The organism is Acetomicrobium thermoterrenum DSM 13490, assembly GCF_900107215.1.
Taxonomy (GTDB): domain Bacteria; phylum Synergistota; class Synergistia; order Synergistales; family Acetomicrobiaceae; genus Acetomicrobium; species Acetomicrobium thermoterrenum.
In genome coordinates this window covers 20,876-42,673 of record NZ_FNPD01000011.1, presented here as the reverse complement: position 1 = coordinate 42,673, position 21,798 = coordinate 20,876, and the positions used below count along the sequence as shown (strand labels likewise).

Here is a 21,798-nt window from a genome sequence, read left to right as displayed (position 1 = left end):
GTAAAGATGTTCTGAGGAGGTGTGTTTCATGTATGCCATCGATTTAAACAGCGATCTTGGCGAAAGCTTTGGGGCCTGGAAAATGGGCAATGACGATGCTGTATTGCAGTTCGTCAGTTCTGCCAATATAGCCTGTGGCTTTCATGCCGGGGATCCCGTAGTGTTGCTTTCAACAGTGAGGGCTGCCAAGGAAAAGGGTGTGGCCATAGGAGCCCATCCCGGTTATCCCGATTTAATTGGCTTTGGACGTAGAAATATGGAAGTAACGCAGGATGAAGTCTATGCCTACACTCTGTACCAGATAGGTGCCGTGCAGGCAGCGTGCCATGCCGTGGGCGCTAAACTGCAGCACGTAAAAGCCCATGGGGCTTTATACAACCAAGCAGCCAAAAATAGTGCACTCGCTGTCGCCATAGCACAGGCTGTCAAGGATGCAGGCCAAGGTTTAATTCTGCTGGGGTTGGCTAATTCCGAGTTCGACAATGCGGCAGCGGAAGTTGGCGTGCCCTATGCAGCGGAGGCCTTTGCCGATAGAGCTTATCAAGCGGATGGCACGTTGGTGCCGCGCAAAGTCCAGGGTTCCATGATACATGACGTCAGCTTGGCAGTAGCTAGGGTAGTTCGCATGGTTAAGGAAGGCAAAGTCGAGACCATAGACGGTCATGTCATAGATCTTAAGCCCCATTCCATATGTTTGCACGGCGATTCGCCCAAAGCCGTTCAGATGGCCACCGAAATCAGAAAAGGCTTGCAAGCTGCAGGTATAAAGATAGCGCCCATATCAGAGGTGATTAGACGATGAAAGCAATAGATTACGCTTCAAAGAGTCCCAAAGAAGTCAGACAGGCGATCAGAAATAAGGAGTGGACGGGTCCCACTGCCGGAATGGCCAAGGGGCACGTGCAGGCAAACTTGGTCATATTGCCAAAGGATTGGGCATACGATTTTCTCGTGTTCGCACAACGTAATCCGAAACCTTGCCCAGTGTTGGATATTACGGAACCTGGGGATCCCGAGCCCAAGCTTGTAGCAAGGGGAGCCGACCTTCGCACCGATTTGCCCAAGTACAGGGTTTGGGAAAGAGGCGAATTAGTTGACGAACCTACAGATATTATATCTTGTTGGAGAGATGATCTTGTTGCCTTTTTGTTGGGTTGTTCCTTTACCTTCGAATCCGCTTTGCTTGATGCCGGAATCCCTGTGCGCCATATAGAATGCGGCTGCAACGTCCCGATGTATATAACGAACATCCAGTGCGTGCCGGCCGGGAGGCTTTCCGGCCCAATGGTAGTTAGCATGAGGCCCATTCCCGCTCATCAGGTGCCAAAGGCCGTCTTGTCCACGGGACGATTTCCCGCAGTGCACGGCTCTCCCATACACATTGGCGAGCCCTCTGTCATAGGGATAAAAGACATAAACAGACCCGATTTTGGCGATCCCGTCCCTATAAACCAAGGAGAGGTGCCCGTCTTTTGGGCCTGCGGCGTTACTCCTCAGGCAGCCTTAATGGCAAGTAAGCCACCCTTCGCGATAACTCATGCACCGGGCCATATGTTCGTATGCGACCCTAAGGACTCAGACTACGCCATATTTTAAGAAGTTTTTAAAAGGAGCGAGATCTTTTTATCCTCGCTCCTTTTTATGTGTGGAGAGAAAGGTCTTTAGGTATGATCAGGCGTTTAAGGTTGCAAAGCTGTTCTCAGGGCGTCGATGAGTGCGGATGTAAAGACCGATACTTCGTCGACGATGGCCTTTCTTCCCATGTCAGCCTTTTCAGAGATGATATTCACTATTGCGCTTCCTATTACTATTCCGTCCACGTAAGGCCTTACTGCTGTTATTTTATCGGGGCTGTCTATGCCGAAACCCAAGGCAACGGGAACGGAGACATGACTTCTTACTCTCTCCATGTAGGACTTTATCCCTTCTATGGGTCCTCTTTTATCTCCCGTTATACCAAGGAGAGACACGCAGTACAAGAATCCCCGTGCTTTCCTTCCGATTTGAGACAGCCTTTCTTCTTTGGTGTTTGGCGTTACCATGTAGATGGGGCACAGGCCCTTTTCAGAGCAAATATCGTAAAATTCTTTGCCTTCGTCGAAGGGAAGATCGGGTATTAGCACGCCAGAGACTCCGCAGTAGAGGGCATCTTCGATGAAGCTTTTTTCGCCGTACTTCATAATAGGGTTAAAATATCCCATTAAGACGATGGGTGTTTTGACGTCCTTTAACTCTTCCAACATCTCAAATATCCTCGATATATTAGTCCCGCTGGCTAATGCGCGCTGGGATGCCGCCTGGATAATCGGTCCATCTGCAAGCGGATCTGAGAAAGGCATACCCACTTCTATGATCCCCACCCCTAATTTGTCCAGCTCTCCTATGATCTCGGCAGTCGTATCAAGGTCCGGGTCGCCGGCTGCTATGTAGGGTATGAGTATTTTGCCGGCATCGAAAGCCTCGCTTAATGTCCTCATAATTACATCTCCTCCTCGAAAAGTTTTCCCTTTATCGCTTCCATATCCTTGTCTCCTCTGCCGGAAAGGCATAGGACTACGAGCGTTCCCGGCTCGATGTTTTTGTGTTCTCTCACTAAGAATGCAAGGGCATGGGCGCTTTCCAACGCCGGGATGATGCCCTCCGTTTCGCATAAGAGCTTGAAGGCTTCTATGGCTTCGTCATCTGTGGCATGGGTATAGTGAACTCTGCCAGTCTCATGATAAAAACTGTGCTCAGGACCTACCCCTGGATAATCCAAGCCTGCCGATATGGAAACTGCAGGAACAATTTGGCCGTTCTCGTCCTGAAGGATATAAGAGCGCGATCCGTGCAACACGCCAACGCTACCTCCTGTGAGTGCTGCGGCGTGCTGCCCTGTCTCTATTCCGTATCCTGCCGCTTCGACTCCGACCATCTTCACATCTTTATCGTTTACGAAGGGATAGAACATTCCCATGGAGTTGCTTCCCCCGCCGACACAGGCAACCAAAAGGTCGGGAAGGCGACCCTCCTTTTGCAGTATTTGTTCTTTCGTTTCATCTCCTATTACGCGTTGGAACTCACGTACCATCATGGGATAGGGGTGGGGGCCGACGACGGAGCCTATGACGTAGTGAGTGGTCGACACGTTTGTTACCCAATCTCTTATGGCTTCATTGGTGGCGTCCTTGAGCGTCATCGTACCTGAAGTAACTGGTATGACCTCGGCTCCTAAAGTCCTCATCTTGTAGACGTTTAGGGCTTGGCGATGCATGTCTTCCAATCCCATGTAGATGTGACATTCAAGGCCAAACTTGGCCGCCGCCGTGGCTGTGGCCAGGCCATGTTGTCCTGCGCCGGTCTCGGCTATTATCCTTTTTTTGTTCATGCGAAGAGCCAGAAGGATCTGTCCAAGGACGTTGTTGATCTTGTGAGCTCCCGTGTGATTTAAATCCTCGCGCTTGAGGTAAAGCTTGATGTCGCTAAGGTGCTTCGAGAGGCGATCGGCAAAATAAAGCGACGTCGGTCTTCCGGAATAATCCTTCAACAAATATCGGTATTGTGCCATAAAGGTCTCGTCGTTTATGGCTTCGTAAAAGGCCTCTTCCAATTCCTCCAGGGCCGGAATTAGCGTCTCCGGTACGAACCTTCCTCCAAATCTTCCGAAATATCCTTTAAGATCCAATTTTATCCCTCCTAAAATTTATATTTCCAGTTTTTTAACTTTTCCATGAGTTCGTAAATTTTCTTCTCGTCTTTAATTCCCGGAGAAGATTCGACAGCGCTGTTAACGTCAATTGCATGTGGATTTACAAATTCGATGGCCTCTTCTATGTTTTCTGGCCCTATGCCGCCTGCCAGTATAAAAGGTTTACCCGGGTCAAGACCTTTGATTACTCGCCAATCGAAGGTCTTGCCCGTCCCACCCGAAAGGGATCCCGCTTTAGTATCGAAGAGAAAAAAATTAGCAACATGGGCATAACGAGATATAGCTTGGAGATCTCTTTCATCTTTTACGGGTATGGCTTTAATTGTCTTAAGGGGGCAATCGTATATGAGGTCTGGATCTTCTTGGCCGTGAAATTGGACCATATCGAAGATTTTGGACTTTATGACTTCATTCAAAAATTCAATTGTCGGATTTTTTACTACAGCCACGACTGAAACGAAAGGCGGAATGCAACAGGCCAGTTTTTTCGCTGTGTCTAAATCTACTTTCCTCGGACTTTGTGCCAATATAAAGCCGATTGCATCTGCTCCCGCTCTCAAAGCAGCCTCTACGTCATTTTTCCTGGTCAGTCCGCAGATCTTTACCCTCATGATTATTCCCCACCTAGTAAGGATCTAATGGTCTTGTCTGGAGAAGAAGAGCGCATCAAAGTTTCGCCGATAAGAAGACCGTCGAAGTTCAGTTCCTTTAGCCTTTTTACATCTTCCTTTGTCTTCATTCCGCTTTCTGCCACTACCTTCCTGTTGCTTTTTGGGTCGAGCTTTTTGAAAAAGGACATAAGGTGCTCGCATCGGTTGACATCAACGGTCATGGTTTTCAAGTTTCTATTGTTAAATCCTATGATCTTGGCATCGCACTTCAGAGCTGTTATCAGTTCTTCTTCGTCGTGGACTTCCACGAGAGCTTCCATTCCAAGTTCATAGGCTAGATTTAACAAATCCCTTAATTTTTTCTCCTCTTCGATTAGAGAGACGATCAAAAGAAGGGCATCAGCTCCTGCAAAGAGGCTTTCGTAGACTTGAATTTGGTCTATAATGAAGTCCTTCCGGAGAACGGGCAGAGGAGTCGCCCTTTTGGCCTCTTCAAGCATGCCTATATTTCCCTTGAAGAAACGCCTTTCAGTGACTACCGAAATAGCACTTGCTCCTCCCATCTCGTATTGTTTGACTCGCAATGGAATATTGATATCTTCCAAGATCGTGCCAGCGCTGGGCGAGGCCCTTTTGATCTCGGCAATTATTGAGATGCCAGGCTTGTCCAATGCTGCATAAAGCGATCTTTTAGGAGCCTTGAGAATTCTCAGTTCTTTAGTTTTTTCTCTTGCAATTTGATTTAGTATCATGCAGCCTCACCAAAGCTATTAGTGAATTTAACGATTCTGTAAAGTATATCTGCAGCAAGGCCCTCGTCGATCACCTCTGCGGCGAGCCTTATTCCTTCGACGAGATCGCCAGCTGCTCCGACAACGAAAAGGGCAGCACCTGCATTTAGCGTAACTACGTCTCTTTTAGGGCCGCGTTCCTTGCCGTTTAAGATCTCTAACGCTATTTTTGCGTTCTCCTTGGGCGAGTTGGCCAATAAGCTTGTTATGGGAGCTTTTTTCAATCCTACGTCTTCAGGAGCGAGGTAAAATTCTTTCATTTGTCCTCCCCTGAAATAGACGACGTGATTTGGGCCGCTGAGAGACAATTCGTCTAGTCCTCCATGGCCATGAACCACCATTCCGCTTTTAAGCCCCAGGTTCATTAAGACCTCTGCAATAGGTCGCGTCAGAGAGTCGTCGTATACGCCCATTATCTGGTAGTTTACGAAGGCAGGGTTGCTTAAAGGGCCAAGTAGGTTGAAAAGCGTCCTGATACCCAATTCCTTTCTGGTTCTGGCCACGTTTTTCATAGCTTTGTGAAAGTTGGGAGCGAAGAGGAATCCGTAGTTAACCCGAGATATTGCTTCATTTATCATGTCAGGAGATGACAGAATTTTTATTCCTAAAGCTTCAATCAAATCGGCGCTACCGCTTTTACTCGAAACTGAGCGGTTTCCGTGCTTGGCCACAGGAATTCCGGCGCCGGCTACTACGATAGACGCGATAGTTGAGATGTTAAACGTGCCCACCCCATCTCCGCCCGTGCCACAGGTGTCTATGGCCGTAGAGGGGGCGGTGACTTTAGTTGCCTTTTCCCGCATTACCTTTGCTGCGGCAGTGATTTCCTCGACGGTTTCTCCTTTGCTTCTTAGAGCCACTAAAAACCCTGCAGACTCTATTTCGGTGGCGGTGCCGTTTAGGATTTCCACCACGGCTTCGTGCATCTCTTCGAAAGATAGGTTTTCTCCCGCGGTAAGTTTTTCGATATAGTTTTTAAGCATTGCTATCCCTCCTGGTTTTCGCAATTTTTAAAGTTTCGATCAAGCCTGCTGCTTTGTTTTGCGTCTCTAAAAACTCTCTTTTCGGGTCGGAAGCTGCGACTATTCCTGCTCCGGCCTGAATTGTCAGCCCTTCATCGGTTTGCATGAAGGTTCTAATGGCAATACTCATCTCTAAGTTGCCATTAAACCCCACATATCCTATTGCGCCACCATAGGGACCTCTCGAAAAGGGCTCCGCCTCACCTATAATTTTTATGGCGACTTCCTTAGGCGTTCCCGTTACCGTCCCTGCCGGGAAGGAGGCTTGAAGAGCCCGGATTGCGCTGATATCAGGTCTGAGCTTTCCTTCTACTTGAGAGACGAGATGCATGACCTTGCTGTACCTTTCCACCTCAAAGTACTTAGAGACTTTGATGCTTTCTTTAAGACATATTCCTCTGAATTCCTCCATAGATAGCTCCAATAAAAGCATGTGCTCCTCACGTTCCTTGTCGTCAAACAACATCTCTATCTCGAAGAAATTGTCTTCATCGAGGTCTTTGCCTCGCCGTCTGGTGCCTGCTATCGGTCTGGTGACGGCTACGCCATTTCTGATCCCTAAAAGAAGTTCCGGAGAGGATCCGATCAGACTTTTCCCGTCGAAATTCATGATGAACATATAAGGGGAGGGGTTAACGGTTTTTAATGTTTTGTACAACGAGAGAGGGCAGAAAACGTCTTTGGATTTGATTTGTCTTGATAGGACGACCTGAGTTGCCTCGCCCTTTTTTATTCGATCTAATACTTTGGAAACCATGCTGATGAAGTCTTCCTTCGACGGGATGGACTCTAACTTGAAAGACACATCTTCATATCCGTGAGCTTCAGAGGTTGTTTCAAAGTATAATTCATCGAAGAACGCCCTTTGGTTGGAAGAAATAATCTTTCCGGTGGACTTATCTGCAACGCAATAAACCCCTGGCTCGAATAAAAAGGCATCGGGGAAGGGCGAAAATGAGCACGAGTCCGATATAATGTCATATCCTATATATCCTAAAAGTCCTCCGTCGAAGGGCGCGTAGTTGTTCGGACAGGGTCTCTTTTCTTTAAGGTATTCATCTACTATTTTGAAGAAGTCCCTTTTTGGGAATTTGCTCTCTCGCCCCTCCTGGTCTAATACAATAGTTTCGTCTTTTTTAGCTTGAAAGATTCTTTTTGGAGAAGTGCCAATAACGATATAATCATTGAATTCCATCAAAAAAGATGGTTCGTAGTATTTCAATATCTCGTATAAATCCCTTTTATCTTCGGCTATTAAGTTATCGTATGGTGATTTGAGGTTTGTATTGTCCGAAACTGTCGCCAGTGATTTTTTTCTTTGCACATACATTTCCCATCACTCCTCATATCAGTAAAATTAATCTCTAAAAATAAAACCGGAGAGTCCTCTTTAGAGGGCCCTCCGGTTTTATTACACCTGGGTATAAACAGAGGGCCACGAAGACCGATCCTTGTGGGATCTGCCTCCCTGGCCCTCTTTAAAATTTATCTAGGCCACGGTAGGCAGACTCAGCGAGCCTGCCACCACCAATTATTGTTCTTTTTATTGAGATCATTGAGTATCATCATATTGCTATTGCCCCTTTCGTCAGGTTGGGTAGAATTTATCATGGCCTGATAATAATTGTCAAGTGGTAAAAACATTTTTTGTATTTATTTATGTGATTGTTTTTAAGCGAATAGATAGATTTTATGGAGGTGTAATGTTGAGGAAGAGAAAAGAAGTATTGATCGTGTTGTGTACAATAGCGATAATCATGATGATAGGTATTGGAATAGTTAGCCCTATATTACCGCATTATGCGAGATCATTTGGAGTAAATATCGCTATGGTCGGACTTTTGATTACAGGATTTGGCGTTGCAAGAATTTTGGTGGATATTCCTGCCGGAAGATTGGTCGAGGTATTGGGAAGGCGACCCATGTTGATTGCCGGGCCCGCTTTACTTGGGGGAGCGTCCTTTTTTTGCGCCCTGGCCAAGACCTATCCGCAGCTGTTGTTTTTCAGATTTTTGCAGGGTCTGGGCTCCGGTTTATATACAACAGCCGCGATGGTCATGCTTGCCGATATCAGCAACGTTAGGACCAGAGGTCCCATGATGAGTTTTTATCAAGGCGCTATATTAATCGGTGCAGGGCTTGGTCCGACTCTTGGGGGGTACATAGCTGATATATGGGGTATTCGAGCTCCCTTCATAGCCTATGCATTCATGGCGGCTTTCGCTACAGCCTGGGCTTACTTTAAACTACCTGAAACTAAGTCCCCTAAGACGGTAAGGGAGATTTGCGACGACATTTCTATCGATGAAAGCGGAGATACCAGGCCTGGAGCAACGTTTATGGGAAGCATATTGAAGTTATTTGAAAAGAAAGAATTCCTGCTTGGTTCGCTTGTGACCTTCGGTATATTTTTCACCCGTACCGGCACGCAAAACCAACTCATACCCTTGCTCGGAGCAGATAGATTGGATCTTTCGGCCTCGCTCATAGGTACAGTTTTGACTGTGGTAACAATTTTTCAGTTTTTGGCGCTGCTTGTCGCTAGCAGGCTATCCGCCAGACTTCCCAGGAAAATTTTAATAACGCCTGGGAGCGTTGCTTTGGGCATAGGATTGGCATTGGTGGCCTTCAGCAGAAGCTATTGGTCGTTAATCGTTAGTGCTATGGTTATGGGTATCGGCATAGGCTTAGCGGGACCCGTTATATCTGCTTACGTCGCAGATACCCTGTCGCGGGAGGAATACGGGATAGGTATGGGATTGTACAGGGCAATAAGCGATATTGGCTTCGTGGTTGGGCCGGTTATGTTGGGTTGGCTTGCCGATAGGGTAGGTTTTTCGACACCGATACTTTTGAACGCTTCATTTGTTATATGTATAGCCTGTGTTTTTCACATCTTTGCCCGAGAGACCGCTAAGTAATAGAGCACTGAATAACAAATGGATACTGCATCTCATTAGCTCTTCTTGACAAAGTAGGGATGCTTTGCGAGAATTAAAAAAAGGTAGTGTATCTATGAATTCATTCAAAACAGAGGGGGTGAGAAAGGGGATATAAAATTTGCTCTATATTCCGTTAGAGGAAAATTTAAAAATTGAGGAGGGGGAAGGGTTTCATGGTTACTTTAATTGAAAAGATGGTTAATGAAGCAATTGATGCAACAAAATCCGTTTTTCTTGTGATAAAAGAAAAACGCGGTGGTCAGTTTAGGCTAGATGACTGCAAACCCTATGTCGATGCGGTCAACAAGATGTCCGTAGGCGAGGGTCAGTGCAAGGAAGTCATCGATCTTCACGTCCAGTCGGTCAATGCCCATTACGAAATTTTAAAAGGGTTGACCGATTACATTCGGCCGGAAGATGATCCCTTTGTGGAACATTATCAAACACCGCCCATACTCGAAATACTCTATGAGGAAGACCCCGATTTCAAAAAATCAATGGACAAGTTCATCGAAGCTATCGGTGAAAACAGGGCGTTGATCGGGCGCGAGGCGGCTCGCAGATATGGCGGCATGTACGGCCCTACATGTGTTGTTGATTTTGCGATGTCCGTAGGTTCTGTGCCTAATCTTGTGAATAAAATTTTACTCGGATTAGATATTCCGGACAAAGACAAAAAGACAATCCTTGCTTGCAAATCCTGGGGCATGAATACATCCTACGGCTTTGGAGCTGCCTTTCGGGCTGCCATTGAGGCAGGGAAATCGGCTGCCGAGGCGGAAGATGCAGAGGTAAAACAGTTCCAGTTCATATATAAGGAACCCGTGGAAGCTCAGGCGAGGCTCATGGAGACTCATAACCTTGGCGGACACGGTCCTCACAGCTCCTTCGATGTGAGAAAGTATATGGCACAATATAAAGAAAGAATGCGTCCTTACGTTGTGGCTGCCTTGAAGGCCGGCGTGCATCCGGCCAACATAACGGCTGTTCCGGCTTATTGCGTCGGCGATGTGGGACATCACATTTCACAATCGGCGTACAATATGTTTAAAAATGACATGGTCTTTGGGATATACGATGCTGTAATGCAGGTCTTCGAAAACACCCTTAAGAAGGGTTTGAAAGAAGGGGCTTTCAAAAGCGAGTGGGACGTTTTAGCAGTCGCTACTGGGGCCCCGGCATGCGCCGTGGCTTATATCCTATGGCTTGACAGCTTCACTGTTCCTATGGTGATTGATCTTCTTACAAAGCGATTCTATAACTATTGTGCTATGAACCCGAAGAGAGGGGAGGCCGACGAACTTCACAACGTGGATTTCATGGACGTAATATTGAGAGGGGAAGAAATTCTGGATATCAGTCCCCTTGGAGCAGGTGGTAAAATTAAGGGAATCGAGGTAGACCTTTCGCCAATTGACAAACACGAAATAGTGAGCAATCCTCAAAGGTACACCTATCCTGCCTGCGCTATAACTCAGAGGTTTGCTGCTTTGATGGCGCTGGCAGATTTTCCGTGCTACTTGACACCCGAATGTACTACCGCCACTTTGATGACTAACATCGTGGCCAAGAATCCCGGTATGCCCGGTGCTCCTGTTAGAGCCTGCAAGGGATGTGCCGTGACGAAGCTCATCAAGAGAAACGTCCCGTACGTCAAAGGCGAAGGGGCAGGCCCCTGCGGATATTGCGAATGGTATAGAGCTGTTTAGTTAGGGTCTTGTAGAATGGGGGGTTCGGAGAAATTCCGGCCCCCCTTAATATGCAAAGGGGGGTAAATGTCTTGAAAAAAATCCTGCTTCAATTGGATTGCGATTCTTTGCCCAGCGTTTTCGATGCCGTAACAGCTTATGACGCCGGAGCTGATATCGTCCTGCAATATGGAAATATAACGAAAGAAAACGTCAGGGATTTAGTTTATGGAGTTATGTTTACCCGCGGAGGAGACAATTTGAAATTCAGCGCCATTTTTATAGGCGGTTCCAAGGTAATTGAGGCTGCCGAAATACTTGAAATAGTAAAAAGTACATTTTTCGGCAATGTGAGGAATTCAGTCATGTTCGATCCCAGTGGTTGCAATACCACAGCTGCTGCTGCAGTTGCAAAGATGACCAAAGAATGCGACGTAAAGGGACAAAAGGTAGTTGTTTTGGCGGGTACCGGTCCCGTAGGACAACGGGCTGCAGCGATGTTTGCCATGGAAGGAGCAAAGGTCTTTGTTACATCCAGAAAGCTGGAAAAGGCAAAAAGGTCTGCGGAAGAGATAAAGGCTATGTTTGGTTTGGAAGCAAATGCATGTGCCGCCTTCGACGATGAAAGCACGAAAGAAGCCCTTGATGGTGCTGTAGCCGCTCTTTGCACCGGAGCGCCCGGAGTTACTTTAATCGGGGAGGAGTTGTGGAAGGGCCATCCTACTTTGCGAGTCCTTGGGGATGTCAATGCTGTGCCGCCCCTTGGCGTGGAGGGGATGAAATCTTCTTTCAACGGAGAGGTGGTAGAGGGGAAGGTATTGTTTGGTTCCATGGGAATCGGCGGACTCAAGATGAGAGTGCACAGGGCATGCGTTGCAAAACTTTTCGAGAAAAACGACATCGTCTATGACGCAAAATCGATATTAGAGATGGCCAAGGAGCTTTCCTAATTGAGGGTCTTACTCGTAGGAGTGAGCACAAGGGCTATAGCGCAGTCCGCATTAAAGGCGGGCCTAAATATCGTTGCTGTCGACTATTTCGGAGATCTTGATCAAAGTCTCATAATTCCCAGTTTGGCAGTAGGAAGGGATTTTGGTCTTCCTTTTAGCGAGGAATCGATCGTTAAAGTTTGTTCCTTGATCGAATATGATGCCGTTATTTATACCGGGGGAGCAGATATCAAGCCCTCTCTTATACGTTTTATTTCGAAAGACAAGTTATTGTTGGGCAACGATTCCGATGTTTTGCGCGACATCAGAGATCCTGTAACATTGCGCGACGCCTGTCGCACAATGAGGATTAATTTCCCAACGACCTTGCTGCCCGATGAAACGAGCAATATGGATCTTAATGAAGGTTGGTTGGTGAAACCGGTGTATGGTGGAAGCGGTTTTGGTATCCGTTTTTATGAGGGGGAGGAGCTAGGAGAAGGATTTTACATTCAAAAGTTCGTGTCAGGTCTTCCAGCCTCAGCGTCTTTCTTGTCTAACGGAAAGGGCTGTCAGCTTCTAGGCATGACACGACAGCTCATAGGTGATGAATTGCTTGGGGGTTCGGGCTTTAAGTGGTGCGGCAACGTGTTTCCCCTTTCGCCTGATTTTGCTGGTCTGGCAGATGTGATATCACAATGGGGAGAGAAAGTGGTGGGTCATTTTGGCCTGAAAGGCCTGTTCGGTATAGATTTTATATTAGGCGGAGACGAAAGGCCCTGTTTAGTGGAGATCAATCCTCGATACACGGCTTCTATGGAGCTGATTGAACCCTATATCAACATGTCCTTACTCGCCCTCCACACATTGGCTTGCGAGGGCAAGCTGGAAGAGGTATCCTTGGTCAATACGTCAGAATTCGTCTCTAAAGGCATAGTTTATGCCAAAGCAGATTCAGTGACCCCCGATACATCCAGTTGGCTTGGGATGCATGCCGACATTCCATTTCCAGGCGAGAGCATTCCCAAGGGTTCTCCTGTATGTAGCGTATTTGGTAAAGGTATAAGCGAAGGAGGCTGTCTTTTCCATCTATATGAAAGAGCAAATGAGGTATATCGAGAGTTAAGAAGCGACGATTGTCATGAAAGGCGGAAAGATTGACGTGCAAGTTTGTACTTTGATATCCGGACGGACGCTGGAGCAGGCCAAGGGCATGCATGGCGGTAAAAATAATGACGGCTATAAAAAAGCAGTCGAAAAGGCCTTTTTATCGCCCCTGCTTCTGGAAAAACTTGGTTTAAGTGAGGGAGAGGAGATTTTATTGACGACTCCCTATGGAAGTGTGCGGGTAAAGACGTGCGCAGACATGGGATTGCCTGAAGACGTGGTTTTCATGCCCATGGGCCCAATGGTCAACCTTCTGGTAGGACCCGAGACTGAGGGGACAGGTATGCCATCCTTTAAGGGCTTAAAAGTGGAGGTCGACAAGGCGCGATGAAAATCGAGAAGAACGTCATATGTACCTTTTGCGGTTGCCTGTGTGACGATATAACCCTAACTATTGAGAATAACAACATAACCAAGGTCGAGAAGGCATGTGCCAACGGAAGAGGTTTGTTCGAAGGTTACGATCCTCAATTCCGTGCGCCCCGAGTCAACGGTAAGGAGGTTGCCTTTCCAGAGGCAATAAAAGAAGCCTCGAATATTCTCTCCTCTGCTAGGTATCCGTTAATATACGGTTTATCTTCCACATCGGTCGAAGCGCAACGCATCTCGGTGCAGCTCGCAGAAACTATCGGTGCTTCAATAGATTCTACTTCTTCTGTATGTCATGGGCCCACGGGTCTGGCCATGCAGTCCGTTGGAGAGCCGACCTGCACCTTGGGGGAGATAAAAAATAGGGCAGATCTGCTCGTATTTTGGGGTTGCAACCCCCTTGTATCTCATAGCAGACACTTCGCCAGGTATTCAGCCATGCCCAAGGGGCGTTTCATCTCAGAAGGGAGGAAAGACCGCAAAGTCGTAGTCGTTGATGTCCGTCGTTCAGAGACGGCCAAGTCGGCAGACATATTTATACAAATAAGGCAAGGATATGACTACGAGGTTCTTTTAGCGATAAAGGCCCTTTTAAAAGGGAAGGTTTTAAGCGCAACCGAGGTTGGAGGGGTTCCGACAGAACTATTACAACAATTTGTTCATACGATGAAGTCATGTCGTTATGGTGTCATCTTTTTCGGAATGGGTTTGACCATGACGAAAGGTAGGGATTTAAACGTTCGCGAGGTCTTTTCTCTGGTCAGGGAGTTGAATAATTATACGAGATTTTCTGCTATGCCGATGCGAGGTCACGGCAACGTGACCGGAGCGGATCAGGTTATGTCCTGGCTATGCGGGTATCCTTTTGCCATCAACTTTTCCAAGGGGTATCCTAGATACGGCCCAGGCGAGTTTACCGCTGTCGATTTATTGTCCGGCAGAGAGGCAGACGCTTTGCTGGTCATAGCATCAGATCCGGTTGCACACTTTCCTGCTGAGGCGGTAAGGCATATCGAGAATATTCCATCCATAGTGATAGATCCCGTGGAGAGCTTGACCGCGAAAATCGCTACTGTTTATTTCCCAACCGCTATGTATGGAGTAGACTGTGAAGGCACTGCCTATAGAATGGACAGTGTACCCTTGCGATTAAAAGCTCCTTTGGAACGGCAGAGAAAGAGTGATGAAGAGGTTTTGGAAGCTATCTTTGAGGGCGTGAAAGAATGTTAGTGATAAAAAACGGTCGGGTATATGACCCGATAAACGGTGTAAAGGGAGAAATTAGGGACATTTACATTGAGGGCGGCAAGATTGTGGGAAAGCCCGAGCACATCCCTAAAGATACGATATCAATAGATGCAGATGGCATGATTGTGATGCCGGGTGGTATTGATATGCATGCTCATATTGCAGGGTCCAAAGTGAATATGGGCAGAAAGCTCTGCCCTGAAGATCATTACGAGCATTTTAGGATTGCCGAAAGGGGATTAAGGTCCGGCGTCGGTTCCAGAGTGCCTACGACTTTCATGACTGCCTACAGATACGTCGAGATGGGGTACACCACGGTCGTAGAAGCTGCATCTGCCCCTCTGGTAACACGTCATACACACGAAGAATTAAGAGACATGCCTTCTATGGATAAAGCAATATTAATTACCATGGGTAATAACGAAATTTTGATGGATAGGATTTCGCAGGGCAAAATCGACGAAGCAAGGGATATCGTGGCCTGGCTGCTGAAATCAACTGGAGGTTATGGCGTTAAAGTAGTAAATCCAGGCGGAGTGGAAAACTGGAAGTGGGGAGGTAATGTAGAAAGTTGGGATGACGAAGTACGACATTTTGACATTTCATCGAGAAAATTGATAAATACTCTAGTCACTATAGTTGATGAGCTCAAACTTCCCCATTCGGTGCATCTACACGGAATTAACTTGGGGTTGCCCGGAAACGCAGATACGACAGCGGAGATCATAAAAGATATCCCTGGCAGACTTCACCTCTGTCACCTGCAGTTTATGAGCTATGGAAGGAACAAAAAAGGTGGGCTTCGTAGTGGCGCCTCGGCTGTTGCCGAAGTTTTAAATGGGCATCCCAACGTGACAATGGACGTCGGGCAAATCGTTTTCGGCAATGCCGTCACTATGACGTCCGATGGGCCTCTTGAGTATAGAATACAAAAAATGACGGGCCATAAGTGGTGTAATGATGATGTGGAGTGTGAGACCGGTGGTGGAGTAGTTCCTTTGGAATATAAAATTAAATCGGTCTCGTCGGCAGTTCAATGGATTACTGGTTTGGAGCTTTTTTTACTGACTAAAGATCCGTGGCAGTTGGCTCTCACGACAGATCATCCCAATGCAGGACCTTTCTTCTGTTATCCTCAGGTTGTAAGGCTTTTGATGGATAAAGATTACAGGGATCACTTTATAAGCTTATTGCCTCCGAAGGCCTTCAGGGGGTCGGTCTTGAGGGAATTGAATCGAGAGTATACTCTTTATGAAATAGCGATAATAACGAGAGCTGCTCCAGCAAAGATATTAGGCTTGCCGGAAAAGGGACATCTGGGCATTGGAGCCGATGGAGACGTGGCGGTATATGATCCTAATCAGTTCGGAAAAAGAAAGTGTCTCTGCAGCTTTAAACCTTGTCGCCGAGCTCTTGATTTTCCGTCATGGGTTATAAAGGGTGGAGAAATAGTCGTGAGGGATGGTGCGATTTTAAGGGATATCCCCGGGGTGGTATATAGGGTGAATCCTTCTTATGACGGGCTAATCGTAGATAAAATAAGAGAAGATTTTGAGAGATACTATACCCTTTCTTTTGATAATTATCCCGTCCAGGAAGAGTACTTAAAAGACACTAAAGGGGTGGCCTGCCAGTGAACTTACAGGAACAGAGACACGTTGCCTTTATCCTTTTAGGAGCCAACTTAGGCGACAGACAAAGCAATATTTTACAGGCGCTTCAATATATCCAGGTAAGAGCGAAAGTAGAAAGGGTATCTTCTTTCTACGAAACGGAGCCGTTAGACGGAAGTGACCAGCCGAAGTACCTGAACATGGCTTGTCAAATTATCACCGACGATTCGCCCAAAGACCTGTTGGCTTTTTTGAAGTGGATAGAGAGGAGGATGGGACGCACCTTTGCTGAGAGAAATGCTCCCAGACCCATAGATATAGATCTTTTATTTTACGATGATCTCATAATAAAGGAAAGTGATATATGGATACCTCATCCTAGAATGCAGGAAAGAGCTTTTACTCTAATTCCCTTGGCGGAAATAGCTCCAGACTACGTTCACCCCCTTACAAACGAGACGATAAAAGATATGTCTCAAAAAATAGATGCTTCAACTGTGAAAAAGGTAGACAGAAGCCTTAAATTCAAACTGGAAAGCGATATACAGGGTGGTCGACCCTCTATCAATGTCGGCCTGTCCAGGGTGGGCATTACAAATTTGAATAGGGTAATAAGGTTGGGGGTTAAGGGTAAGGCGGAGCTTTTTTACGCCACGCTTGATTTTTTTGCCTACCTCGATCCATACAAAGCAGGTGTGCACATGTCAAGATTTACAGATGTATTGGAAGGCATAGTAGAAGAGATTTCCCTGGAACCTTCTCCGGATATTGAAAGCCTTGCCGAGAGGCTTGCCCTTCAGGTTGTTCAGTCTCAGAGAGCTAAGAAAGCTGAGGTGCGGATAAAAGCGAAGTATCCAATGGAAAGGGTAACTCCGATCTCGGCCAAGAAGACCGAGGAATTGTTTACATTTATCGGTATCGCATCGACTGACGGCAAAATGTCTCGCAGGGTTATCGGCGTAGAAGTTGAAGGGATGACTGCCTGTCCCTGCGCTCAAGACATGATGGCTTCACATTCGAGGATGTTGCTTAAGGAAGCAGGTTATACTTCAGAGGAAGCAGCAAAGATCGTCAGTTTGATCCCGATGGCCACTCATAATCAGAGGGCAAGGGGGACGCTACTCGTCGGTTCTGACATGTCCGTTCGAGCGGAGCATCTGGTACATATTATAGAGGCATCAATGAGTTCCGAGACATATGAACTGCTTAAAAGGCCTGATGAGTTTTTTGTTGTCAATAAAGCTCATCAAAATGCCAGGTTTGCTGAGGACGTTGTTAGGCATATGCTATTGAATTTGGTGGAAGTTTACCCCGATCTTCCCGATGATACTTTTGTATTGGCTAGAGAGGAGAGCTTGGAAAGCATCCATCAACATAATGCCTTTGCGGAAAGAAGCGGATTACTGGGCGATATAAGAGGTGAAATACGCTTAAAAGATGATATCTTATGTTCAAGTGTTACTTTGGAAGAGTGGTTGAAGCTATGAAAGTCGCATGGGTTGTTACCGGGGCAGGACATTTTCTAAAAGAATGTTTGGAAATTATCGAAAAAAACAAAGACAAAATAGACCTTTTTTTATCAAGCGCCGGCATTGAAGTAATAAAGATGTACAAATACGGCGATTTCTTAGAACGTAGGGATATCAACATAGTAAAAGACTACAAGTCGAGCTCGCCATCCTGTGGAGCATTTGCTGCCGGAAGATACGATCTTTTGGTCATAGCGCCTGCGACCTCGAATACAGTGGCTAAGTGCGCTTTAGGGATAGCCGATTCCCTTCCGTCAAATCTATTTTCCCAGGCTGGAAAATCAAAAGTTCCGATATTGGTTTTACCAAGCGACGTATCTCCAAGGATAGAGTCTCTTACGCCAACGGGAAGAAAAATTATGGTGTACCCCAGGCCCGTCGATTTGCAACACCTCCGGACTCTGAAGACTTTTCCGGGAGTAGGGGTAGTAAATAATCTCAGGGAGTTGGAAGATTGTCTAAGATTTTATTTGTAACTGGCAGGTTAGCCCATAACGCCTTGCTTAATATTTTGAAGAATATGGACCCTCCTTTTTCTTATGAAGTGTCCGTTTTGCCTATCTCCGTTGCGGCTCTTATGAACGTTACCTGGGTTATGTCGCAGCTTAGGAGCGCAGGGGATGCGGATGTCGTCATTTTGCCCGGCCTGTGTCAGGGCGATGAGAAGGTGCTTGCCGAAGCGTTGGGCGTGGAAGTCAAGAGGGGTCCTAAGGACCTAAAAGACCTCCCCAGCTTTTTCGGTTTTTCGACGCATTTGAAAAAGACAAAGCCCAATATAAGGATATTGGCCGAGATAGTTGATGCCCATAAGATGACGTTAAACGAAATTGTCAATAAAGCACTTGATTACAAAGACAAGGGAGCAACGATAATTGACATTGGCGGACCAAATAAGGGGTCTATCCCCAACATTGGCGACATTGTGTCGGTTTTGAAGGAGTTGAACTTATGCGTTAGCCTTGACACATTTGACGAAAAGACAGCCCTAGAAGCTGATAAATTCGGCATCGACCTTTATTTGAGTGTCAACAGTTTCAACATAGATCTTGCCTTCAGTTTGTCATGTCCGGTGGTTGTAATACCCGATTTTGAAGACAAAAACCTTAATTCATTGGAAAGAAATGTGGCCAGATTAAGGGATAGAGGCAAGAAATATCTGGTTGATCCCATTCTTGACCCCCTTCCCTTTGGCCTTTCCGAGTCGATCGGACGCTACGTAGAATACAGAAGACGCTTCCCTGATGATGAGATGCTTATGGGGATCGGAAATTTGACAGAACTTACGGAAGCAGACTCTACCGGAATAAATGCCATTCTTTTGGGAATTTGTGCGGAGCTTGAGATCAATTATGTCTTGACAACTGAAGTGACAAGTTGGGCTAGGGGTGCAGTAAGGGAAACATACCTGGCGAGCTTAATGAACGAAAGTGCAAGGGAATCGGGGATGTTGCCCAAGGGTTTTAACCTGGGATTAGTGACAGCCAAGGATACTCCTTTCGAGGTCTATAGCGAAGAGGAGATAATCGACATTCATAAAAAAGTAACGGATAAAAACTTCCGTATTTTTGTAGCAGATGGGTATATATATATTTTCAACAATTCGATATTTTTGAAGGGCAAAGATATTAATATGCTTTTTCAATCCATCGGTGTTAACGATCCGGGTCATGCTTTTTATTTAGGTAGAGAGCTCGAAAAAGCTTCTTTGGCCGCGAAATTGGGCAAAAAATATATGCAGGAGCGCCCCTTGGACTGGGGCTATTTGTCAGACGATGATTTATGAAGTTATAGTTTCCACCTTGAATGCCGACGGATCTCCCAATTGGGCACCTATGGGCTTAAAAGAAAGTGAAGGCCGATATTTTTTGTGCCCCTATAAATCCAGCCATACATACAGAAATCTATTGAGATTTGGCTATTTTGTAGCCAATATCACAGATGACATTTTATCCTTTTGCCTTAGTGCCCTGGATGATCCCGATCTTCAATGCCGACAAGCTCAAAAAATAGCCGGATTTGTATATGTAGATGTTTGTTCCTGGATTGAATTTGAAGCCTGCGAGGTGAGCGAAGAAACAGATAGAGGAAGCTTCCTCTGTTCCGTTCTTTATTATGGAATAGGGCATCCCTTTAAGGGCTATAATAGAGCTAAATGTTCAATTATGGAACTTTTGATAGCAGCAACAAGATATCAATTTTACAAAAAGAGTTTTTTTGATAGGTGCATATCCGAGGCGAAGATCATAGTAGAAAAGACTGGAGGAGAGCGGGAAATGGAAGCGCTTGCCGTCATAGATAATTATCTTAAGGGGGTATTTAGTTGAGGGTTGTTCACGTCGAAACAGGCGCCAGACTGCATTTTGGTTTTCTTGATTTAAACGGGAGCCTTGGAAGAATTTTCGGCGGCATAGGCGTGGGCATAAACGAGCCAAAGGTAGTGCTGGATGTCTCCTTGAACGACATTTTGACAGTAGAGGGACAGGATGCTGAAAGGGCATTGCAGTACGCAGAGAAGTTTTTGTCTTTCTTCGGCATTCAAGGAGGTGTCGACATAAAAATCATTTCCTCCATACCCTCCCACGTCGGGCTGGGATCGGGAACGCGATTGGCCTTAGCAGTAGGCAGGGCCCTTTCTGTCCTCTTCGAGATAGACGTATCGGTGAAGGATTTGGCAGGCATAATGGGAAGAAGCAAAAGGTCAAGCGTCGGTACCGTAACGTTTGAAAGAGGAGGGTTTGTCTTGGATGGGGGACACAAAAGGTGGGACGGAACAGGTTTTCCTCCTTTGCTCTTTCACAGCCTGCTTCCGCGCGAGTGGGCCTTTGTCGTTGCAATACCTTTGTTTCTTAAAGGAATAAGCGGTGCTGAAGAGGACGAAAAATTTCGATCCCTAAGCATACACGAGGAGTTGTCTTCAAGTATATGTCGAATTACATTGATGAAACTGTTGCCTTCCATTGTAGAAAAAGAAATCTGTGGCTTCGGTGAAGCTGTTACAGGAATACAGGATTTGATTGGCCGTTGTTTTTCTAAAGCACAAGGGGGGAATTTCAACTCGCAACTGTCTGAGGACATGGCGCTTTGTATGAAAAAAGAAGGAGCTGTAGGCATTGGACAAAGTTCATGGGGGCCAACAGTTTACGGCATAACACAAGATCAAGGGACTGCACGAGTTATTTGCGCGAAGCTTAAAGACACATTTGGAGATGGCTCGTTGATATTTGTTACTTCCTGTGCGCAGGAAGGGGCAAGCGTGGAAGTGAGAGGGGATTGATTTAATGATTTATAATGGAGTTAATGTCGAAGATACTTACGCAGAGGCATTTTCAATGTGGGGAAGCCGCCTCGTAGTTACGGCAGATACCCCTGAATGGGCCATGACGGCAGCGGTGTCTGCCACGGGATTTGCCACATCCGTCATTGGTTGTGGCTGTGAGGCGGGAATAGAGGCGGAGTTGAATAGCACTCAGACACCGGACGGCCGTCCCGGAACAAGCATTTTGATCTTTGGCGTTTCCAAGTCAGCTTTGGAGTCTCAGCTCATCTCTAGAATAGGCCAATCCATAATGACCTGTCCCACTACGGCCTGCTACAACGGACTTGATGAGGGAGAGCAGATAGACGTTGGCGGAAAACTCAGATATTTCGGGGATTCTTATCAATCGAGCAAATTTCTCGACAAGAGGAGATTTTGGAGGATTCCCGTAATGGATGGGGAGTTTTTGGTCGAGCAAAAGTTTTGCGTGAAGAAAGGCGTGGGTGGCGGGAACTTGTTGATTTTGGCTAAAGACGTTACCTCTTGTCTCGAAGCTGCCCAAAGGGCCGTAAAGTCCATGAAGAAAGTGCCAGGGATAATTCTTCCCTTTCCCGGCGGTATCGTCCGAAGCGGTAGTAAAGTTGGCTCTACATACCCTTTTTTGAACGCTTCCACAAATGTCCCTTTTTGTCCCACCCTGAAAAGGCAAGTAAAGACTTCGTTGTCAGAAGAAGTGAATGCCGTTTATGAAATAGTCATAGACGGTTTGGATGAAAAGTCTGTAAGAGATGCGATGGGGTACGGTCTCTTGGCCGTATGTGCCGTTGATGTAGTCTCGGTAACAGCAGGAAACTACGGCGGAAGTCTTGGGCAGTACAAATTTTCTTTGCTCGATATTTTAAAAAATATATGACTTGATAATATATCATAAAAATATTAAGGTAT

21 protein-coding genes are annotated in these 21,798 nt (G+C 46.3%); 15 read left to right on the top strand and 6 right to left on the bottom strand.

Annotation, left to right across the window (positions count from 1 at the left end):
* Positions 1 to 28: 28 nt before the first annotated feature.
* Together BLU12_RS08695 and BLU12_RS08690 are read left to right on the top strand one after the other, a co-directional pair.
* Positions 29 to 802 carry a LamB/YcsF family protein gene (locus tag BLU12_RS08695; RefSeq protein WP_091462122.1) on the top strand — a complete coding sequence of 258 codons (774 nt, stop codon included), beginning with the start codon at positions 29 to 31 and terminating at the stop codon, positions 800 to 802.
* Positions 799 to 1,596: a putative hydro-lyase gene (locus BLU12_RS08690; protein ID WP_091462121.1), complete on the top strand. Its 798-nt coding sequence runs from the start codon at positions 799 to 801 to the stop codon at positions 1,594 to 1,596. The genes BLU12_RS08695 and BLU12_RS08690 overlap by 4 nt, the downstream gene beginning before the upstream one ends.
* 83 nt (positions 1,597 to 1,679) lie before the next feature.
* Here the strand turns inward: BLU12_RS08690 and trpA are convergent, their stop codons facing one another.
* The 6 genes from trpA to BLU12_RS08660 are packed head-to-tail and all read right to left on the bottom strand — an operon-like array spanning position 1,680 to position 7,442.
* The gene (gene trpA, locus BLU12_RS08685; protein ID WP_091462119.1) at positions 1,680 to 2,477 is read right to left on the bottom strand and encodes a tryptophan synthase subunit alpha; all 798 of its coding nucleotides are present in this window, start codon (positions 2,475 to 2,477) and stop codon (positions 1,680 to 1,682) included.
* A 2-nt stretch (positions 2,478 to 2,479) separates the two neighbouring features.
* Entirely contained in the window at positions 2,480 to 3,664 is a 1,185-nt protein-coding gene (gene trpB, locus BLU12_RS08680; protein ID WP_091462116.1) for a tryptophan synthase subunit beta, read from the bottom strand.
* An 11-nt stretch (positions 3,665 to 3,675) separates the two neighbouring features.
* Complete coding sequence (locus tag BLU12_RS08675) at positions 3,676 to 4,299, bottom strand: phosphoribosylanthranilate isomerase (protein WP_091462115.1); 624 nt, start codon at positions 4,297 to 4,299, stop codon at positions 3,676 to 3,678.
* 2 nt (positions 4,300 to 4,301) lie between these two features.
* Entirely contained in the window at positions 4,302 to 5,051 is a 750-nt protein-coding gene (gene trpC, locus BLU12_RS08670; RefSeq protein ID WP_091462114.1) for an indole-3-glycerol phosphate synthase TrpC, read from the bottom strand.
* The gene (gene trpD, locus BLU12_RS08665) at positions 5,048 to 6,073 is read right to left on the bottom strand and encodes an anthranilate phosphoribosyltransferase (protein ID WP_091462111.1); all 1,026 of its coding nucleotides are present in this window, start codon (positions 6,071 to 6,073) and stop codon (positions 5,048 to 5,050) included. The genes trpC and trpD overlap by 4 nt, the downstream gene beginning before the upstream one ends.
* Positions 6,066 to 7,442: an anthranilate synthase component I family protein gene (locus BLU12_RS08660; protein WP_091462110.1), complete on the bottom strand. Its 1,377-nt coding sequence runs from the start codon at positions 7,440 to 7,442 to the stop codon at positions 6,066 to 6,068. Before BLU12_RS08660 ends, trpD begins: the two co-directional genes overlap by 8 nt.
* A gap of 373 nt (positions 7,443 to 7,815) precedes the next feature.
* On the opposite strand from BLU12_RS08660, the gene BLU12_RS08655 reads away from it, so the two are divergent.
* From BLU12_RS08655 to fhcD, 13 genes are all read left to right on the top strand, one after another.
* Positions 7,816 to 9,033: an MFS transporter gene (locus BLU12_RS08655; RefSeq protein WP_234945588.1), complete on the top strand. Its 1,218-nt coding sequence runs from the start codon at positions 7,816 to 7,818 to the stop codon at positions 9,031 to 9,033.
* Between the two features lie 194 nt (positions 9,034 to 9,227).
* Positions 9,228 to 10,763, top strand: coding sequence for a DUF2193 domain-containing protein (locus BLU12_RS08650; RefSeq protein WP_091462105.1), 1,536 nt, complete (start codon positions 9,228 to 9,230; stop codon positions 10,761 to 10,763).
* 71 nt (positions 10,764 to 10,834) lie between these two features.
* Entirely contained in the window at positions 10,835 to 11,692 is an 858-nt protein-coding gene (locus tag BLU12_RS08645; protein ID WP_091462104.1) for an NADP-dependent methylenetetrahydromethanopterin/methylenetetrahydrofolate dehydrogenase, read from the top strand.
* Positions 11,693 to 12,832 carry an ATP-grasp domain-containing protein gene (locus BLU12_RS08640; protein WP_091462103.1) on the top strand — a complete coding sequence of 380 codons (1,140 nt, stop codon included), beginning with the start codon at positions 11,693 to 11,695 and terminating at the stop codon, positions 12,830 to 12,832.
* Positions 12,813 to 13,169 (top strand): molybdopterin dinucleotide binding domain-containing protein, encoded by a 357-nt coding sequence (locus BLU12_RS08635; RefSeq protein ID WP_009202344.1) that lies wholly within the window; start codon positions 12,813 to 12,815, stop codon positions 13,167 to 13,169. Before BLU12_RS08640 ends, BLU12_RS08635 begins: the two co-directional genes overlap by 20 nt.
* A complete protein-coding gene (locus BLU12_RS08630) occupies positions 13,166 to 14,437 on the top strand; it encodes a formylmethanofuran dehydrogenase subunit B (protein WP_091462102.1) in 1,272 nt (423 codons plus the stop codon). The genes BLU12_RS08635 and BLU12_RS08630 overlap by 4 nt, the downstream gene beginning before the upstream one ends.
* Complete coding sequence (locus BLU12_RS08625; protein WP_091462101.1) at positions 14,431 to 16,092, top strand: formylmethanofuran dehydrogenase subunit A; 1,662 nt, start codon at positions 14,431 to 14,433, stop codon at positions 16,090 to 16,092. Before BLU12_RS08630 ends, BLU12_RS08625 begins: the two co-directional genes overlap by 7 nt.
* On the top strand, positions 16,089 to 17,555 hold the full coding sequence (gene mptA / locus BLU12_RS08620) for a GTP cyclohydrolase MptA (RefSeq protein ID WP_091462100.1): 1,467 nt from the start codon (positions 16,089 to 16,091) through the stop codon (positions 17,553 to 17,555). The genes BLU12_RS08625 and mptA overlap by 4 nt, the downstream gene beginning before the upstream one ends.
* The gene (locus BLU12_RS08615) at positions 17,552 to 18,073 is read left to right on the top strand and encodes a flavoprotein (protein ID WP_091462099.1); all 522 of its coding nucleotides are present in this window, start codon (positions 17,552 to 17,554) and stop codon (positions 18,071 to 18,073) included. The genes mptA and BLU12_RS08615 overlap by 4 nt, the downstream gene beginning before the upstream one ends.
* Positions 18,052 to 19,380: a DUF6513 domain-containing protein gene (locus BLU12_RS08610; protein ID WP_091462095.1), complete on the top strand. Its 1,329-nt coding sequence runs from the start codon at positions 18,052 to 18,054 to the stop codon at positions 19,378 to 19,380. The genes BLU12_RS08615 and BLU12_RS08610 overlap by 22 nt, the downstream gene beginning before the upstream one ends.
* Complete coding sequence (locus tag BLU12_RS08605) at positions 19,370 to 19,921, top strand: DUF447 domain-containing protein (protein WP_091462093.1); 552 nt, start codon at positions 19,370 to 19,372, stop codon at positions 19,919 to 19,921. The genes BLU12_RS08610 and BLU12_RS08605 overlap by 11 nt, the downstream gene beginning before the upstream one ends.
* Positions 19,918 to 20,871, top strand: a complete 954-nt coding sequence (locus BLU12_RS08600; RefSeq protein ID WP_091462092.1) for a beta-ribofuranosylaminobenzene 5'-phosphate synthase family protein — start codon at positions 19,918 to 19,920, stop codon at positions 20,869 to 20,871. Before BLU12_RS08605 ends, BLU12_RS08600 begins: the two co-directional genes overlap by 4 nt.
* 4 nt (positions 20,872 to 20,875) lie before the next feature.
* Complete coding sequence (gene fhcD, locus BLU12_RS08595) at positions 20,876 to 21,766, top strand: formylmethanofuran--tetrahydromethanopterin N-formyltransferase (RefSeq protein WP_091462091.1); 891 nt, start codon at positions 20,876 to 20,878, stop codon at positions 21,764 to 21,766.
* Positions 21,767 to 21,798 lie beyond the last annotated feature (32 nt).

Excerpts from the sequence above, each read along its gene's own strand:
- BLU12_RS08675 (WP_091462115.1), bottom strand. The coding sequence starts at position 4,299 with ATGAGGGTAAAGATCTGCGGACTGACCAGGAAAAATGACGTAGAGGCT.
- trpA (WP_091462119.1), bottom strand. The coding sequence starts at position 2,477 with ATGAGGACATTAAGCGAGGCTTTCGATGCCGGCAAAATACTCATACCC.
- trpD (WP_091462111.1), bottom strand. The coding sequence starts at position 6,073 with ATGCTTAAAAACTATATCGAAAAACTTACCGCGGGAGAAAACCTATCT.
- BLU12_RS08635 (WP_009202344.1), top strand. The coding sequence starts at position 12,813 with ATGAAAGGCGGAAAGATTGACGTGCAAGTTTGTACTTTGATATCCGGA.
- BLU12_RS08605 (WP_091462093.1), top strand. The coding sequence starts at position 19,370 with ATGATTTATGAAGTTATAGTTTCCACCTTGAATGCCGACGGATCTCCC.
- BLU12_RS08660 (WP_091462110.1), bottom strand. The coding sequence starts at position 7,442 with ATGTATGTGCAAAGAAAAAAATCACTGGCGACAGTTTCGGACAATACA.
- BLU12_RS08695 (WP_091462122.1), top strand. The coding sequence starts at position 29 with ATGTATGCCATCGATTTAAACAGCGATCTTGGCGAAAGCTTTGGGGCC.
- BLU12_RS08655 (WP_234945588.1), top strand. The coding sequence starts at position 7,816 with ATGTTGAGGAAGAGAAAAGAAGTATTGATCGTGTTGTGTACAATAGCG.
- BLU12_RS08625 (WP_091462101.1), top strand. The coding sequence starts at position 14,431 with ATGTTAGTGATAAAAAACGGTCGGGTATATGACCCGATAAACGGTGTA.
- BLU12_RS08630 (WP_091462102.1), top strand. The coding sequence starts at position 13,166 with ATGAAAATCGAGAAGAACGTCATATGTACCTTTTGCGGTTGCCTGTGT.
- fhcD (WP_091462091.1), top strand. The coding sequence starts at position 20,876 with ATGATTTATAATGGAGTTAATGTCGAAGATACTTACGCAGAGGCATTT.
- BLU12_RS08615 (WP_091462099.1), top strand. The coding sequence starts at position 17,552 with ATGAAAGTCGCATGGGTTGTTACCGGGGCAGGACATTTTCTAAAAGAA.
- BLU12_RS08690 (WP_091462121.1), top strand. The coding sequence starts at position 799 with ATGAAAGCAATAGATTACGCTTCAAAGAGTCCCAAAGAAGTCAGACAG.
- BLU12_RS08650 (WP_091462105.1), top strand. The coding sequence starts at position 9,228 with ATGGTTACTTTAATTGAAAAGATGGTTAATGAAGCAATTGATGCAACA.
- trpC (WP_091462114.1), bottom strand. The coding sequence starts at position 5,051 with ATGATACTAAATCAAATTGCAAGAGAAAAAACTAAAGAACTGAGAATT.